The sequence below is a fragment of the Alphaproteobacteria bacterium RIFCSPHIGHO2_01_FULL_41_14 genome (assembly GCA_001767855.1).
Lineage (GTDB): Bacteria > Pseudomonadota > Alphaproteobacteria > UBA7879 > UBA5542 > 2-01-FULL-41-14.
This window is the reverse complement of sequence record MEMF01000001.1, coordinates 44,517-61,711: the sequence shown is the minus strand read 5'-3', so window position 1 is coordinate 61,711 and position 17,195 is coordinate 44,517. Positions and strand designations below refer to the sequence as shown.

Sequence of the window (17,195 nt, the reverse complement as noted above, 5' to 3'; positions counted from 1 at the left end):
GCCTCATTCTCCCCGTTTTTTTGCCTGACGCAAAGCCTGGAAAAAGGACTGCAAAACAAGACTGCTCTCATCTTGTAAAAGACCCGCAACAATTTCGGGGCGGTGGTGACACGTGGCATGCGTATAAACCTTTGCCCCCTGTCTCACGCCGCCCCCTTTGGAGTCTAAAGCTCCATAGTAAAGCGTTTTAATACGCGCCAAAGAGATGGCCGTGGCACACATGGCGCACGGTTCCAACGTCACATACAAATCACAGTCTGTCAGACGTTCATTCCCTATTTTTTGACACGCCTCTCGAATCACCAGAAGCTCGGCATGGGCCGTTGGATCTTTGGACTCAATCACCCGATTTGATTGCGTCGATAAAATCTCGTTCCCACAAACAATCACGGCTCCCACCGGAACTTCTCCTCGGCTGGCCGCTGATTTTGCTTCTTGTAAAGCGCGCTTCATATAGGTATTGTGAATCATACTCATAAAGCTAGGTGGAATTATGGAAAAAGGCAAGCTAAAGGTAAAAGCACCCACATGGAATTTAGATGACCTTTATCAGGGGTTAAAAGACCCAGCGATCCGAAGAGATCTCTCTGCTCTCGCTAAAGACATCCAAAGTTTTGTCAAAAAATACGAGGGGGAAGTGGCCGATCTTTCAGCAGCGGCTTTGGCAGCCTCTATTAAAGAATACGAAGATTTGTCTGAAAGAATTGGCCGCGTTGCCTGTTTTTCTGTTCTCTTCTTCGCCCAAGACATGACGGATAAAGAAGCAACCTCGTTCTATCAAAACATCCAAGAAGAAACGACAGAACTTTCCACCCACCTTATTTTTTATTCCTTAGAGCTCAATCAAATTCCAACAGATACGTTGAAAAAGCAGTTTGAGCAATGCCCAGCACTCTCCCATTATAAACCTTGGATCGAGCAAGTCCGCATCTTTAAGGACCATCAACTCACGAAGGATCTGGAAACAGTCTTTCATGAATTGAGTGTCCCCGCCTGTAACAACTGGCTCCGTCTTTATGATGAAACGTTCTCGAAGATGAGATTTCCCTTGGATGGAAAAGATTTATCCTTTGTTGAAATAACGAACTTTTTTACGTCCCCTGATGAATCTCTGCGTCAAAAAGCAGCCGAAGCTTTTGGCGCAACGCTGAAAGAAGCGGCCCCGGTATGTGCCCTCATTTTGAATACCGTGTCTAAGGAAAAACAAATCGAAGACAGGTGGCGTCACTATGACAAGCCTGTGTCATCTCGTAACTTGGGCAACCATGTGGAAGACGAGGTGGTTTCTGCCCTCATCCAGAGCGTACAAAAAAAATATCCCGATCTCAGCCATCGATATTTCAAGTTAAAAGCCAAATGGTTAGGAAAAGATAAACTAAATTATTGGGATCGCAGTGCACCCTTGCCGAAAGATACGCAAAAAAAATATTCGTGGGATGAAGCCCAAGAAATTGTTTTGGATGCCTATCACAAATTCTCCCCTGAAATGGCCTCCATTGGGCGTCAGTTTTTTGACAAAAACTGGATTGATGCTGCCGTGCGCCCTGGAAAAGACAGCGGCGCCTTTTCTCATCCAGCTGTCCCCTCCTTGCACCCCTATATTCTACAAAACTATCAAGGAAAGATCTGGGACGTGATGACCTTGGCTCATGAATTGGGGCATGGCATTCACCAAGTTTTAGCATCCCGCCAAGGCTATTTGATGGCAGACACGCCGCTGACGCTTGCTGAAACGGCGAGCATCTTTGGAGAAATGTTAACCTTCCAATCCTTGTTAGACCAAACCCCCAATAAGGAAGAGAAGAAAATCCTGTTGGCGGGAAAGACAAGTGACGCCCTCAACACCCTCGTGCGTCAGATTTCCTTTTCTCAGTTCGAACATGAATTTCATGATCGTCGTCGCGAGAAAGAACTCACCCTGGAAGAAATCAACGCCCTCTGGATGAAAACCCAACAAGATAGTCTCGGCCCCTCCGTCATTCTAAAAGACAATTATGCCTATTATTGGGCTTATATTTCCCACTTGTTCCATGTCCCCTTTTATGTATATGCATATGCGTTCGGAAATTGCTTAGTCAATTCCCTCTATATGACCTATGAAAATAAGTTTCCTGATTTCCAAAAAAAATACATCCAGATGTTACAAGCAGGCGGCACCCTTCATCATACAAAGCTTTTGGAACCCTTTGGCCTTGACGCTTCAAAGGCGAACTTTTGGGATCAGGGACTGAATCTTGTGTCTCGATGGATCGACGAGCTTGAAGATCTGTCATAGGCTTTTTAAGAGGTCTCGTGATGGACAAAAATACGCTCAGTGATCGCCTGAAACGATATTCTCATAGTTCTACCTCCTTTGCCGCGTTAGCCACCAAATACCTGACCTATCAACTCGCCCCCCAAGATCTCGTCAAGCACCTGGGATCTCTCCGAGGCCCCCTCATGAAAGTAGGGCAACTTTTGGCCATGGTGCCCGACCTTTTGCCAGAACCTTACGCGAAAGCTTTGAGTTCTCTCCAATCTCAAGCCCCTTCCATGGGGGGGTTGTTTGTAAAGCGTCGCCTGAGATCTGAACTAGGACCTGACTGGGAACAAAATTTTAAATCTTTTACTCTTGACCCCTTTGCCGCAGCCTCCATTGGCCAAGTCCATAAAGCCGAAAGTTTAACGGGTGACGTCTTGGCGTGCAAACTTCAGTATCCCAACATGCAGGGGATTATTGAGGCCGACCTTGCCCAGTTTCGTCTTCTGCTGGCGCTCTATGAAACAAGAGGAGGAGCTCTTAAAACGGGTCAGTTTTTGAAAGAGATTGAGCATCATCTTTATGAGGAAATTAACTATAAAAAAGAGGCTGAACACATTCAGACCTTCAAAACTATTTTCAAAGAGCATCCCTCCATATCCCTCCCAAAAGTATTTCCCTCTCTCTCCACAGAGCGCCTTTTGACCATGTCTTATATGACAGGGGATTCTTTGAACACCTTCTCAGAAAAGCCCCTGGCGCTGAGAAATCAAGCGGCGGCAACCTTATTTTTTGCCTGGTACTATCCCCTTCATGCCCATGGGTATTTACATGGAGATCCCCATGCCGGCAATTATCTCTTCTCAGAAGAGGGCAACGTCAGCCTCCTGGATTTTGGATGTGTCCGACACTTTTCTCCTTCTTTTCTGCGCGGCGTCAGACAATTATATGAAGCGCTCAAAACGGAGAGAGAAGATCAGTTAATGGCGGCGTACACCCAATGGGGATTCCAAAATTTAACGAAAGAACTCGCGGAGACGCTCACCATTTGGGCTCGTTTTCTCTATGGTCCCGTCCTTGAAGATCGCGTCCGTCCTATTTCAGAAGCCTATAGCGGAGAGCAAGGACGGATGATCGTCAAAGACGTCCTCACCAAGCTCAAAGCCCATGGGAAAGTAGAACTGCCGCGGGAATTCATCTTAATGGATCGCGTGACCGTTGGAATGGGCGCTGCCTTTATTAAATTGGGCGCCCAATTAAACTGGCACCAGATGTTCGAAGAGCTCCTAGACAGGGCATCCTTGAGGCAAAAAGACAGAAACATCCCCCAAGAAATATAAAATAATGTTAATCATTACAAAGGAAATAAGGGTTGAAATCACAATCAACGTATTCGCTCTCTGGACATCCAGACCATACCGTTGAGCAAACAAAGCAGAATTCCTAGCGGTAGGCATAGCTGCCATCAGCGATGCCGTAACCAGCCAAAACGGGCTCAAGTGAAAGACAAATTTTCCTAAACAAAATGCCAAAAGAGGATGGAAAAGATTTTTCAAAAAGAGCAGCGCAAAGATTTGCTGACGGAACTTCCCATCGCGAAAACTGATCTTATCTTGCTGGAGAGAAAGCCCTAGAACAAATAAAGAAAGAGGGGCTGCCGATGTTCCCATTAGATCAAGGAAGTATCCCACGGAGGATGGAAAAGAAAGATGATTATAAGAAAACACCAACCCAATAAAGGAGGCTATAATAATGGGGGTTTTTACCAAAGCTTTCGGCAGTTCTTTTAAAAATAGCAGATGAGTAAATCCTTCTTTTTTGGCTGACTTATATAAATCATATTCAATCAGTCCTAAAACGAGGGAAGAAATCACCAGCTGCTGAAAAACACTGACCATCACAACCGGTGCAACGGTTTTAAAAAATAACAAAAAGACAGGAATGGCAAGATAGGCGGTGTTGACCTGGCTGATTGACATGAGGGTTAAGGCCGTCTCTGACAGTCTCTGTTTAAAGATCTTTTTTCCGAGAAAAGCGCCAATGGCTGCGAGAGTTAGGGTGGCGATGGCAATAACCGCCATGTAAGAACCGTTGAAAATTTTATCCACAGAATGCTTTGAAAACTGATAAAGCACCATACACGGCAAGGCAATAAAAAAGACGAAATCTGTTAGAACAGATGTCGCTCGTTTACCCAAGATATGAAAATAAGAACAAAAGTAACCCAGCAAGACTGCAGCAAAAATGGGAACATTGTTTTTTAATAGAAAAAGAAAAAGCACTCTTTCCTCTTATGAAAATTAGGTTACTGATATATGACGCACCATCGGGGTGGTGACACGAAACTTGTTTGATTAATATAAAGAAAGGATGAAAAAAATTCAATCAAAAACTAACTAACAACCAGACAATGGGCGCCTGCTTGCTTAAGATCTTGACAGGTTCTCTCAGCCTCTCCCTTGCTTTCAAAGGGTCCTGCTTGGAGGCGATGGTAGGTTCCTTTCCCTGCCAATTCTTTTGGGACAATTTTAATGTCCAGCGTTTTGAGAGGGACATATTTCCTCTTCAACCGCCGACTCTCTTGCTGAGCCTCTTGATCTGAGGACAAAGACCCAATCTGGAGGAAAAATAGACCCGTTCTTTCTTTTTTTACAGCTTGCTTTTGGGCCTTAAAAGTTGGTGCCGCTTTTACCGGGGGGATATCTATATCGATCACTTCCGTTTTTTCCTCTATACGCACCTTGCGATTTGGCCCCTCCTTTTCCTCAATCTGCTGAAAACTAGTTTCATAAACAGGATCTTCTGCCTCCGTTTTCAAAGAAGAGGTTTTAGACTTCTCTTGTGAGATCAAGCTATAAACAGAGTCTCCTTCTTCCACCAAAAGCTCTTGGGGTCTTTCTTTGACTGTCACCGTTTCTGCCGCAATAACGGGGATATTCGCCTCATCCACATCATCCGTACGCGACATGATGACATTCCAAAAAACAATGAACCCGACGAAAACAGAGAGAGCTAGTAAGATAACCAAAAGAACTTTAGAGGACCACCAGGGTGATCGGGGGGGTGGGGTAAACTCTGTATTGTTCCACGGGTTGTTTGTCATAGGGTTATCTCCTCCTGTATAATGGCAAGAACGGACTTAAACCGTCAAGAAGATCTCATTTTTTTCTGAAAATTTGACTTTTCTTGCAAAGTTATTTAGGTCTGTTTAAAAGAAAGTATTTACGAATGGTTCCCACTTTTAATATATTAGACTCTGCTTTTCAACAACTTGTCTCGATGCAGAGGGATAAAAATCAGTTTTTACGAATTTCCATCTTAGCCGGCGGATGTTCCGGTCTACAATATCAGTTTGATCTAGAAACAGAGATTCACCCGGATGACATTGTTATTCGCCGGGAAGAGATCACCGTTTTGATTGACCCCGTTTCTTATCCTTTCTTGGAAAGGGCAGCCCTCAGCTATGAGACGGAACTCATTGGATCTTATTTTAAGATCACCAATCCCAATGCTGACAAGTCCTGTGGGTGTGGGGCCTCTTTCTCCATATGAAAATTGCCAGCTGGAACGTAAACTCAATTAAAGTACGCCTCCCCCTCTTCAGCGAGTGGGTGGCAGAAACAAAACCTGACATCATTCTGCTTCAAGAAACAAAGTGCCAAAATGAGGCCTTTCCCGCCGAATTTATAGAAGATATGGGATACAACATCGCGATCCATGGGCAAAAAACGTTTAATGGAGTCGCCATTCTCTCTAAATTCCCGCTGGAAGATGTTCAATATAATTTGCCTCATTTTTCTGACCCCCAAGCCCGCTACATCGACGCTTTCACAGGCGGGGTGCGCGTGGCCTCTGTCTATGCTCCCAATGGAGGCATTGTGGGATCAGAAAAATATGCCTACAAACTTTCCTTTTACCACCATCTCAAAGATCACCTAACCACCCTTCTCACCTTTAAGGAGAAACTGATTGTGGGTGGGGACTATAACGTGGCCCCCACCGATGCCGATGTCCATGAGCCAGAGAAATGGATAGGAGAAGTATTGGTCAGTGACGCTGAACGGTCGAGTTTTAACGCTCTCTTGGATATAGGTCTTTGTGATGCCGTGCGCGCCCTCTATCCCGAAGACCGGACCAACAACCAAGACTGGTATACCTGGTGGGACTATCGACAAGGCGCCTGGCGTCGCAATTGGGGGTTGAGGATTGACCATCTTCTTTTATCACCCGAGGCAAACAGCTCTCTGAAATCAGTGGGGATTGACAGAGGTTTTAGGGGGAAAGAACGCCCTTCTGACCATGCTCCCCTTTGGTGTATCCTCCTCTAGATCGACAAGAGAAACAATTTCTCATCCTTTCCCTCTTGCCTTTTTGTTCTTCTCTGCTTAGTATCGGGCCAACAAGATGAAGAGCACATGAAACTTATTCGGTCTTTCCTATCCGTTAGTGGGTTTACCATTCTAAGTCGGGTGACTGGTTTTGTCCGTGAAACACTGCAAGCTTATTACATTGGGGTGAATGCTGTCAGCGATGCCTTGGGTATTGCTATCAAGATCCCCAGTTTATTCCGCCGTATTTTTGCCGAAGGGGCGTTTAACGTTTCTTTTGTCCCCGTGTTTTCAGGCATTCTTGCCAGAGAGGGACGGTCTGCAGCGCTATCGTTTGCTCAAAACATTTTTTCTTTTCTCGCCATTACCCTGACAGCTCTTATTATCATCGTGGAGTTTTTTCTGCCCGATCTCATTCCTCTCTTTTTCCGAGGATTGGTCCAAACTCCAGATCGGCTGGCGCTAACCATTAGTTTTTCAAAAATCACGTTCCCTTTTTTATTCTTTATTTCTCTCACCGCTTTTTTTAGTGGCATTCTCAATTCGTTTGAACGCTTTGCCGCGGCGGCAGCCTCCCCTGCTGCTGGGAATCTTTTTATTATTGGATGTCTTCTTTATCTAAGCCCAGCGTTACATTCCCCTGGATATGCTCTCGCCTGGGGTATTTTGGGATGTGGGATTATCCAATTTTTATGGGTCTTTGTCCCCTGTCAATTCTCTAAAATAGCTGTCTTCCCGAAAAAACCTAAAATCACCCCTCAAGTACGCACCTTTTTCAGAACCCTTCTCCCCGCGGCTCTAGGATCCAGCGTGGTGCAAATTAACTTGTTCCTCGACATTATGATCGCGTCTTATTTAAAAATAGGGGGCATTTCTTATATGAGTTACGCCGACCGCTTAGCCCAGCTGCCCCTCAGTGTGATTGGGATCGCCTTAAGCACCGTGTTGTTGCCTACCCTTTCCAAATACATGCGTACCCAAAATTGGGAGCAGACTAAAACGTTGCAAACCCTCGCGCTGGAAAGCGCGCTCACCCTGTCGGTCCCCGCTGGTATCAGCTTAATGCTTTTGGCACCTTTCCTGGTAGACAATCTCTATGCTCACGGCGAGTTCAAACAAGAAGATATTTTACCAACAGCTCATACATTGTGCGCCCTGGCGTCAGGTCTTCCTGCCTACATTTTGATCAAACTTTTTAGCACTTGTTTCTTTTCTAGTGGAGACACCCGTACACCCATGTTTATTGGAGCTGGTGGTGTTCTTTTAAATGTAACCCTGAATCTTCTTCTGATTAATTCCCTGGAATATGTGGGCCTCGCGCTGGCCACCAGTATCTCGGCCTGGGTCCAAGCAACTGTCCTGGGAATATTCTTAAAAAAGAAACGATTATTCTTTTTTTCTACCCAATTATCCAACTATATAAGGAAGTTAAGTATTCCCGTCCTCGTTCTTGTTGCTTATTTAACTGTATTAGTACCCTCTTTCGAATTGTTTATAAAGAAAATCGCCCCGTCTTCTTGGATTCTTCTCCCTGCCATTCTTGGCCCTGGTATTGGATTATATATCCTCTTTGCTGCCTGGGTTGGTATCTTCAGACCCTCCTACTTCAAAAATTTTTCTAAAGACCTTTAGTTCCCTCTATATTAAAGAAAAAAAATATGGTACAGATTAAAGAGGTAATTAATTATGGAGACATAAATTGAAAATAATTCTATCGATGACTGCACTTGCTCTTCTTTTTGTTCTTGCAAATTGCGACAAAAAGAAAGAGGGGGATATGCCTGCTGATGCGACAACAACTCAAGAGGCCCCTGCCGCTACAGAAGCGACAGAAGAAGCTCCTGCAGCAGAAGACAGCAAAGAATAAGTTGGAATACAGGGAGGCAATCTTTTCATAGAAATTTCTATGAAAAGATTTGAGCTCTTCTGTTTTTTAACTATTCCAAAAGCGTTTTTATTTTCCCGAGAGATTGTTGATATTTTTCTTGTTTGGACCTAAAGATCTTCTTTCTGTCCTGCAATTCTTTAACAATCTCTCGGGGAGCTTTTGATAAAAGAAGCGGATCACTTAATTTCTTTTCCACCTTTAGTAACTCTTCTTCCACCTTTTGCAATTCCTTTTCTAATCTTGTCATTTCTTGAATAGGGTCAAACGCTCCCGTTACTTCTACCCCAAAAGATTCCCCGTTAATCACAAGATCAATCATCTTGCCCTTAGGGGCTTGATGAACAAATTTGATACGACCCAGCCCTTCTAAAACAACTCCATGCTTTGAAATGACTGTTTGAGCCTGGCCTGATAATGAACCCGTGAATATGCTTAAAACAAAAGGAGGTTCGATGCTAAGGTCGCTCCGCAAAGAACGGAATTCCGAAATCACCTCAATGACGTGATTGATTTCTTCTCGAGCGTCCTCAAAAGCAGACACACGCCCGAGAGACGGCCAAGAAGCCCTAATGAGAAGGCCTTTCCCCCCTATGGCACGCCAAATCTCTTCTGTCACATACGGCATCAAGGGGTGCATCAAGTGGCACAGCTGCCCAACCGCCCACGCCATGGTGTGTTGAATCTCTGTTTTTATCGGCCCTGCATCGCCCAGTAAGAGTGGCTTTGTAAATTCCACATACCAATCACAAAACGTACCCCATAAGAAATGATAGAGGGTTTGGGCTGCCTCATGGAATCGATAACTCTGAATCGCTGTCCCCACCTCTTCGGCACAAAGCGCAAGTTCTGCCACAATCCAGCGATTGATTTCAAAGACACATTTTTCTGCTTGAAACTCTTCTCTCCACACCGCCCCATTCATCTGAGCATACCGTGTGGCATTCCAAAGCTTGGTGATGAAATTACGCGATCCCTCAACATGAGCTTCCGATAGCTTGATGTCCCGACCTGGCGCCGCTAAGGAGGCCAACGTGAATCGAAGCGCATCAGCCCCATATTCGTCAATCAGATACAAAGGATCGATGACATTGCCTTTAGACTTAGACATCTTTTGTCCTTTGGTATCACGAACCAAGGCATGCATGTAAACGTCTCGGAAGGGAACTTTCTGGGTGAAATAAATCCCCAGCATCATCATACGAGCGACCCAGAAAAAGATGATGTCAAACCCCGTTACCAACACATCGGTTGGATACCGTTTTTGAAAGTCAGGATGATTCTCAAACCCCCCTAAGGTTACAATTGGCCAAAGACCAGAAGAAAACCACGTATCCAACACATCTGGATCTGGCGTTAGATCAACAGAGTGACCATATGTTTTTTCGGCCTGTTCTTGCGCCTCTTTTTCTGTATACGCCACGAAGACATGGCCCTCTGGCCCATACCAAGCCGGAATGGAGTGCCCCCACCAAATCTGGCGGGAAATGCACCAGGGCTGAATGTTGTTGAGCCAGTCAAAGTAAACCTTCGTCCACTGTTCGGGAAAGAAAGTGGTGTCACCTTTCTCCACCGCTTCCATAGCTTTTTTTGACAGAGTCTTTGCATCCACATACCACTGATCTGTTAACCGAGGCTCGATCACACTGTCGGAACGATCCCCATGTGGCACAGTGTGGGTGATGTCTTCTATTTTTTCGAGTACCCCGTTCTCTTCAAAAGCAGCCAGCACTTTTTCACGCGCTTGGCGGGTGGTCAACCCCACATAGTCTCCGAGGACACACGCCCCCCTCAATCTATTGTGCTCGTCTAAAATAGAGAGCGCCTCTAAGCCATGTCGCTGCGCCATCTCAAAATCGTTGAAATCATGGGCGGGTGTAATTTTAACAGCCCCCGTGCCCTTGTCAGGATCACAATGATCATCTCCGATAATGGGGAGAGCTCTCTCGGTCAGAGGTTGTATAACCCGTGTTCCAATGAGATGTTTATACCGTTCATCTTGGGGGTGCACTGCCACCGCTACATCTCCAAAAAATGTTTCTGGTCGTGTGGTTGCAATGACAATTCGCCCTTCTCCTGACTCCAAAGGATAAGCAACATAATACATCTTACCTTTAACGTCCTTTTGAATCACTTCCAAATCGGAAATAGCTGTTTGGTATGTCGCATCCCAATTGACCAAACGCTTATCTCGGTAAATCAGCCCATCTTTATAGAGTTGAATAAAAGATCGTTTCACCCCTTGGTTCGCCTGATCATCCATGGTGAATCGCTCCCGTGACCAATCGGCACTAGCACCCAGACGTTTTAGTTGATCAATGATGTCGCCCCCAGATTTAGCTTTCCATGTCCAGACCTCTTCTAGAAATGCCTCGCGACCCAAATCCTGTCGCATCGTTCCTTTTTCAGCTAACTGGCGCTCGACTACCATTTGGGTGGCAATGCCAGCGTGGTCTGTCCCGGCCTGCCACAAAACATCCCGGCCTTTCATACGGTGAAATCGAATGAGAATATCTTGCAACGTAAAGGTAAGCGCATGCCCTAAATGCAAACTTCCGGTGACATTGGCAGGCGGCATAATGATGGTGTATGGCCTGCCTTTACCCGAGGGTTTAAAACACCCGGATTTTTCCCACAACGTATAAAAATATTTTTCCGTTACGGCTGAATCGTATTTTTTTTCTAACATTCCAAACACTACACTTTCTTTAGACTTTGAGTTTTACATAAAGCTCCCGGAATTTTAAAGAAAAATATGGGAAAAAGACCCCACTCTATGGTATTTTCAAATCATAGAAGGAAATTGTCTCCATGAACAAAATTGTTTTTTTTATACTGCTCACCCTCTCAAGCTCTCTTTTAGCGGATGCCCCTGCGGACGCTCCTGTGGAAATCGGTGGGCACAATCTGTCTCGTCTTGCGGAAGAACTGGCCACTTTACAGAAGTTTATTTATAAACGTTTCGGCGGAGATCCGGCCTATCAAGAAGCCGGCGCCAACCCACCCGAAGATCCGTCGCACACCCTATTTCTTGAAAAAATTCAATCTCTTAAAGCCCAAGTATCTGGGGTTATTAGTAAGATGGAAGAACTCCAACAGCAGATTTTAACGAGCAAAAGTGAGGCTGAAAAAAGGCAAGCCAGTTTTGAAGGAAAGATCGCATCTTTGGAAAAAACGATCTCTGACACAACAGAAACGGTTCAGAAAAGTGATGATCAAGCCTACCAGGATAAGTTAAACAAAATGAGCGCCGATGAACTGAGGCTTCATATTGAAACCTCAGGGCGCATCCTCCCCGAAAAACGATTTGAAAAGGCGTTGCATTTATTTGTGACTAAATTTCCAAATGATCCCCATATTGCCTCCATCTATAAAGAACTTGTTTATGTAACTTACAAGAAAGATGAGTATCAAGAAGCGGCTCTCTATGCGGGAGAATTCTATAAGAAATCACCCAAGGCTCCCGAAGCGCCAGAAGTTTTGCTCATGATGGCATTTGCCCTTGAAAAGTTAGGAAAAAATAAAGAAGCCTGCACAACGCTGACGAAAATAAAAACAGATTATCCAAAGACATCTGAAGATTTCCAAGAGCGCCTTTCTATGGCTTGCGCTTCCCTTTCATGTCTCGCCTAAATATTCCTGTTACTCTTTTTGATCGGTTTTCTAAGGAGATGGAGCACTTTGGTCCTTTCGAAGATCGCCCTCTCTTAGGAGTCGCGGTGTCTGGAGGCAGCGACAGTTTGGCGCTCACTTTCCTTCTCCAAAAATGGATCAGCCAACAAGGCGGCAGCCTCCAGGCGTTTCATGTAGACCACAAACTAAGACTCACCTCTACAGAAGAGGCCCACCAAGTCAAAACCTGGCTTGAAGACCAAGGCATTCCTTGCTGTATCTTGACATGGAATCACACCCACAAGCCCACCAGTCGCCTGCAAGAAAAAGCCCGTCAAGCCCGTTATAAGTTGTTGGAAGACGCGTGTGGTGTAAGCGGCATTCTCCATTTAGCAACCGCTCATCATGCCGATGATCAACAAGAAACTTATGTGATGCGCCACCAAGCTCACAGTACAGCGTATGGGTTGTCCGGCATGAGTGCGGTGACTTATTTTGACACGGGACGCTTAATCCGCCCTCTTCTTTCTTTCAAAAAAGAAGACCTCAAAACCAGTTTGGGTACCCACCCCCACTTGGAAGATCCTAGTAATCAAAACTTGGCTTTCCGCCGCGCTCACTTGCGCCAACACCCCTTACCCCCCCAAGACCTCTTATCGTATCAAGAGAATCGCCGGACAGAAGAGAAAGAAACCGCTCAGTTTTTGGCCCTCCATGTCCGAGTAGGAAAAGAAGGATATGGACGTCTGCCCCTCAGCGCTGTAGGCGAGGCAGATAAAGCGATCCTTAAGCGGGCGTTGAGCTTTCTGATTCGATGCATCGGAAATCTAGAGTATTTCCCCAGCCCTTCCTCTGTTGAACGCCTCTATCAGAAATGGCAGCAGCAAGAGTATTCCCCCACCTCTTTGGGGAAATGCGTTGTCTACGTTCATCAAAAGACGGTATGGATTGTGCCCGATCGTCGGTTACTCCCTCCCACCCGCGCCCTGCAGCCCAATGAAAAATTGTGGAACCGATTTTGGGTCAACGGCCCTCTTCCCCCGCATACCCACCTCAAACCTTTGGGCCGAGAGGGATGGTCTCAAATTCGGTCAGAGATCGCGTCTTCTCTTCCCTATCCCGTTGTGATAACCTTTCCCGCTTATTGGCAAGAAAACAAAGTCGTTGCCGTTCCTTTTCTAAAATCTTCTGTAGAGGAAACGACTTACCCTTCTTTTCTCTATCAGCCACAACATTCTTTGCTTGCAGAATTCTTTGTTTAAGTCTACAATTTCCTTCGTTTTAGGAGTTTTTATATGAGTACAAATCAAAGAAATTTTTTGATTTTATTGTTATTGGTTTTTGGTCTTTTCTTCATCTACCAAACATTTTTAGACGACACTTCGAAAATTCAAGGCAAAGCCATTGATTACACGTCCTTTCAGCAGGCCGTGGAAACCAATGATATTAAAGAAGTGGTTATGCGAGGGGATGCTATCTCGGGCAAACGGATGGATGGATCTGCCTTTACCACCAAAGTACCTGAAAAAACAGAAGTGGCTAATGTCCTTGCAAAAAATGGCGTTAAAGTAGAGGTCGCAGGGCGAGAGGAAGATCGTTCCACCTTCTGGAGTATCTTTGTTTCTTGGTTCCCCACCCTTTTGTTCATCGGAGTGTGGATTTATTTTTACCGTCAAATGCAGTCCGGTAGTGGAAAAGCCATGGGGTTCGGCAAATCGAAAGCAAAACTTCTGATTCCAAAATCTGGAAAAATTACCTTTAAAGATGTGGCCGGCATTAATGAATCCAAACAAGAAGTAGAAGAAATTGTAGAATTCTTAAAAGATCCCCCCAAATTCCAACGCTTGGGCGGGAAAATTCCCAAAGGGGTCCTGTTGATCGGATCTCCTGGAAACGGAAAAACCTTATTGGCACGGGCGATTGCCGGTGAAGCCAATGTGCCTTTCTTCTCCATCTCAGGATCTGATTTTGTGGAGATGTTCGTAGGTGTGGGCGCGAGCCGAGTCAGAGATATGTTTGAGCAAGCCAAAAAACATGCTCCCTGCATCATCTTTATCGATGAAATCGATGCGGTTGGACGCCATCGGGGTGCTGGCCTTGGGGGAGGGAATGACGAACGCGAACAAACGCTCAACCAGCTTTTGGTGGAGATGGATGGATTTGAATCCAACGAAGGGATCATTCTCATTGCTGCCACCAACAGGCCTGATGTTTTAGATCCTGCCCTTCTGCGACCCGGTCGATTTGATCGCCAAGTCATCGTCCCTGCGCCTGACGTGAATGGTCGGGAAGACATCTTAAAAGTACACCTGCAGAAAATTCAAAAAGGGGATGATATTGATGCCCGCGTCATTGCTCGAGGAACTCCAGGATTCTCTGGGGCAGATCTTGCCAATCTTGTGAATGAAGCCGCCCTGCTCGCCGCACGCAAAGGGCGCCGATTTGTGGGAATGGCAGAATTAGAAGAAGCCAAAGACAAGGTCATGATGGGCGCAGAACGTCGATCTCTCGCCATGAGCGAAGAAGAAAAGAAACTCACTGCCTATCATGAAGCTGGACACGCTTTGGTGGGGTCTCATTTGTCTGAGTCTGACCCGATTCATAAAGCCACCATCATTCCACGAGGTCGTTCTTTGGGAATGGTCATGCGCCTGCCCGAGGGAGACCGTCTTTCCATAAGTTTTGCAAAGTTGAAGGCGGATCTGGCCGTCGCCATGGGCGGTCGTGTGGCAGAAGAACAAATCTTCGGTACAGACAAAGTGACCACGGGGGCCTCTTCTGATATTAAATATGCTACAGAAATAGCCCGTCGCATGGTGACAGAATGGGGTCTTAGTGAAAAGATGGGGCCTATTACTTATGGCTCCCCCCAGCAAGAGCTTTTCCTCGGACACTCAGTCACCCAAACACAAACCATGTCGGAAGCCACCGCGCAAACCGTGGATCAAGAAGTTCGACGCATTGTGGATGAAGCCTATCAAACGGCTCGAAAAATTTTGACCAAGCATACTACACAACTGGAAGATTTGGCCCAAGCTTTGATTGAGTTTGAAACCCTCACAGGGGAAGACATCAATAACTTGCTCGCGGGCAAAAAAATAAAACCGGTAGCTCAGCAAAAGCCACGCAAGATTCATCAAACCTCTCTCCCTATTTTGGAAGAGGTCTCCCCTAAATCCAAACTACAAACGATCAAGAAGAAATTGATGAAACTTTCTAAACCCAAAAAAACTCCTAAAGAGGAATCGTGAAAAGAAAATTCTTTGGTACAGACGGCATTCGAGGCCTCGTTAATAAAGGAAACATGACCCCTGACATGCTGCTCCGCATGGCTCAAGCGGCAGGACGATGTTTTCAGAAAGAAGACCGACATCATTTGGTGGTGATCGGTAAAGACACTCGTCTCTCGGGATATATGGTAGAACCAGCGCTCACCGCGGGTTTTATTTCCGTGGGGATGGACGTGGTCTTGGTAGGCCCTCTGCCCACCCCCGCCGTTGCGTTGCTTACCCGCTCTTTGCGTGCGGATCTTGGGGTTATGATTTCAGCCTCCCACAACCCGTATACAGATAATGGTATTAAACTCTTCACCCCCGAAGGAAACAAACTGTCTGACGCTCAAGAACTGGAGATTGAACAGAAAATTCTAAGCTTTGATAGTGAATACCTTGCCTCCCCGGATCAACTCGGCCGTGCCAAACGGTTGGATGATGCTCCTGGGCGCTATATTGAATTTGTAAAATCCACCTTCCCTGCAGGTTTAAGATTAGATGGTCTCAAAATTGTGGTGGATTGCGCCAATGGCGCCGCGTACAAAATTGCCCCCATGGTTTTATGGGAGTTAGGGGCCCACATTATCCCTATCGGAGATGACCCCAATGGGAAAAACATCAATTTAGACTGTGGCGCCACCTCTCCTGGCCTGATGGCAAAGACGGTCCGAACACATAATGCCGACATCGGTATTGGTCTAGATGGAGATGCGGATCGACTCATCGTCTGTGATGAAAACGGAACAGTTGTTGAGGGAGACCTCCTCATCGGCGTCATTGCATCGCTCTGGAAAGAAAAAGGACAGCTCAAAGGTAACGCTGTTGTGTCCACCATTATGTCAAACATGGGGTTAGAAAAGTTCTTGTCTCATAGAGGTATCTCTCTTGTGCGTACCGCTGTGGGGGATCGCTATGTCACCGAAGAAATGAAAAGACGGGGCGCTAATGTAGGGGGTGAACCCTCTGGCCATATTGTCTTCAGCGACTATGGCACCACAGGCGACGGACTTGTGGCTGCCTTGCAGGTGCTCTCTCTGCTCGTTCAATCAAAAAAACCGGCTAGCCAAATCTTGCATCCTTTTGCCCTGACACCTCAGATCACGAGCAACCTCAAATTGAAGAATAAAAAGCTGCTCCAAGACCCTCATCTTTTAAAGGAAATTGAAAAGATTTCTCGGGCCTCTCAGAAACAAGGCGATCGTCTTTTGGTCCGCCCCTCGGGGACAGAACCTGTTGTACGGTTGATGGTGGAAGGACCCGACAAAGCCCAGTTAGAGGGAACCTTAAAGAAAGTGGAGAAACTTTTAAAAGATGCCGATCTCACCCACTCTTAAGGTGATTGTCTCCGCCCCACCCCCTCAACAAGGACGCGGCCTTACCCTTACCTTGTTCACCGGACACACCCAAGGGTTCCCCTATGTTGGTCTTTTAAAAGATAAAAATATGGTTGCCTTAGGACTCGTCGGGCCCGACTTTCCCGAAGAAGCCGTTCGGGCCGATTTGTGCCATCGCCCCGCGTGGCGGCAAGCGTCTTTCCAAGAAGCTCTCGTCAATCCACAGGACATTGAAGCCTTTGAGCTGTGGGGAACTCCTTTTCAAATCAAAGTCTGGCAAGCTCTCTACGCCCTCCCCCGCCATCAACCCACCACGTATAAAGAAATCGCCTATCAAGCTGGGTATCCCCGGGCATTCCAAGCCGTGGGCCAAGCCATTTCGCGCAACCCCATTTCCATTTTTATTCCCTGTCATCTGGTGATTAAAAAATCCGGGGAAAGGGGAGATTATTATTGGGGGAAGTCGCTGAAGGAAAAATTGCTTAACACCCCTCAAACAATATTTTATAGTAATTAAAAAGAAGT

The 17,195-nt window shown here is 46.1% G+C and carries 14 protein-coding genes; 10 read left to right on the top strand and 4 right to left on the bottom strand.

Features of this window, described 5'->3' with window-relative positions:
- Window positions 1-3 precede the first annotated feature (3 nt).
- Entirely contained in the window at window positions 4-453 is a 450-nt protein-coding gene (locus A2621_04790) for a tRNA-specific adenosine deaminase (GenBank protein OFW90278.1), read from the bottom strand.
- A gap of 40 nt (window positions 454-493) precedes the next feature.
- On the opposite strand from A2621_04790, the gene A2621_04785 reads away from it, so the two are divergent.
- Together A2621_04785 and A2621_04780 are read left to right on the top strand one after the other, a co-directional pair.
- On the top strand, window positions 494-2,275 hold the full coding sequence (locus A2621_04785) for an oligoendopeptidase F (GenBank protein ID OFW90277.1): 1,782 nt from the start codon (window positions 494-496) through the stop codon (window positions 2,273-2,275).
- 20 nt (window positions 2,276-2,295) lie between these two features.
- Window positions 2,296-3,579 (top strand): hypothetical protein, encoded by a 1,284-nt coding sequence (locus tag A2621_04780; protein OFW90276.1) that lies wholly within the window; start codon window positions 2,296-2,298, stop codon window positions 3,577-3,579.
- On the opposite strand, the gene A2621_04775 is transcribed toward A2621_04780, so the two are convergent.
- The gene (locus A2621_04775) at window positions 3,526-4,521 is read right to left on the bottom strand and encodes a hypothetical protein (GenBank protein OFW90275.1); all 996 of its coding nucleotides are present in this window, start codon (window positions 4,519-4,521) and stop codon (window positions 3,526-3,528) included. The genes A2621_04780 and A2621_04775 overlap by 54 nt on opposite strands.
- 110 nt (window positions 4,522-4,631) lie before the next feature.
- Complete coding sequence (locus tag A2621_04770) at window positions 4,632-5,342, bottom strand: hypothetical protein (GenBank protein OFW90274.1); 711 nt, start codon at window positions 5,340-5,342, stop codon at window positions 4,632-4,634.
- A 125-nt stretch (window positions 5,343-5,467) separates the two neighbouring features.
- Here A2621_04770 and A2621_04765 point away from each other — a divergent pair, with 125 nt between their 5' ends.
- The 3 genes from A2621_04765 (at window position 5,468) to A2621_04755 (ending at window position 8,199) form a co-directional block, all read left to right on the top strand.
- A complete protein-coding gene (locus A2621_04765; GenBank protein OFW90273.1) occupies window positions 5,468-5,791 on the top strand; it encodes a hypothetical protein in 324 nt (107 codons plus the stop codon).
- Window positions 5,788-6,567, top strand: a complete 780-nt coding sequence (locus tag A2621_04760) for an exodeoxyribonuclease III (GenBank protein ID OFW90272.1) — start codon at window positions 5,788-5,790, stop codon at window positions 6,565-6,567. The genes A2621_04765 and A2621_04760 overlap by 4 nt, the downstream gene beginning before the upstream one ends.
- An 87-nt stretch (window positions 6,568-6,654) precedes the next feature.
- Window positions 6,655-8,199 carry a murein biosynthesis integral membrane protein MurJ gene (locus A2621_04755; protein OFW90271.1) on the top strand — a complete coding sequence of 515 codons (1,545 nt, stop codon included), beginning with the start codon at window positions 6,655-6,657 and terminating at the stop codon, window positions 8,197-8,199.
- A 305-nt stretch (window positions 8,200-8,504) separates the two neighbouring features.
- Here the strand turns inward: A2621_04755 and A2621_04750 are convergent, their stop codons facing one another.
- Window positions 8,505-11,141 (bottom strand): valine--tRNA ligase, encoded by a 2,637-nt coding sequence (locus tag A2621_04750; GenBank protein OFW90270.1) that lies wholly within the window; start codon window positions 11,139-11,141, stop codon window positions 8,505-8,507.
- Window positions 11,142-11,263: 122 nt separating this feature from the next.
- Here A2621_04750 and A2621_04745 point away from each other — a divergent pair, with 122 nt between their 5' ends.
- From A2621_04745 to A2621_04725, 5 genes are read left to right on the top strand one after another with little or no spacing between them, the layout of a single operon-like run.
- A complete protein-coding gene (locus A2621_04745; GenBank protein ID OFW90269.1) occupies window positions 11,264-12,085 on the top strand; it encodes a hypothetical protein in 822 nt (273 codons plus the stop codon).
- The gene (locus A2621_04740; protein OFW90268.1) at window positions 12,073-13,326 is read left to right on the top strand and encodes a tRNA lysidine(34) synthetase TilS; all 1,254 of its coding nucleotides are present in this window, start codon (window positions 12,073-12,075) and stop codon (window positions 13,324-13,326) included. Before A2621_04745 ends, A2621_04740 begins: the two co-directional genes overlap by 13 nt.
- A gap of 33 nt (window positions 13,327-13,359) precedes the next feature.
- Window positions 13,360-15,315 (top strand): cell division protein FtsH, encoded by a 1,956-nt coding sequence (locus tag A2621_04735; protein ID OFW90267.1) that lies wholly within the window; start codon window positions 13,360-13,362, stop codon window positions 15,313-15,315.
- The gene (locus A2621_04730) at window positions 15,309-16,670 is read left to right on the top strand and encodes a phosphoglucosamine mutase (protein ID OFW90266.1); all 1,362 of its coding nucleotides are present in this window, start codon (window positions 15,309-15,311) and stop codon (window positions 16,668-16,670) included. Before A2621_04735 ends, A2621_04730 begins: the two co-directional genes overlap by 7 nt.
- Window positions 16,648-17,187 (top strand): hypothetical protein, encoded by a 540-nt coding sequence (locus tag A2621_04725; protein OFW90265.1) that lies wholly within the window; start codon window positions 16,648-16,650, stop codon window positions 17,185-17,187. Before A2621_04730 ends, A2621_04725 begins: the two co-directional genes overlap by 23 nt.
- Window positions 17,188-17,195: the final 8 nt, after the last annotated feature.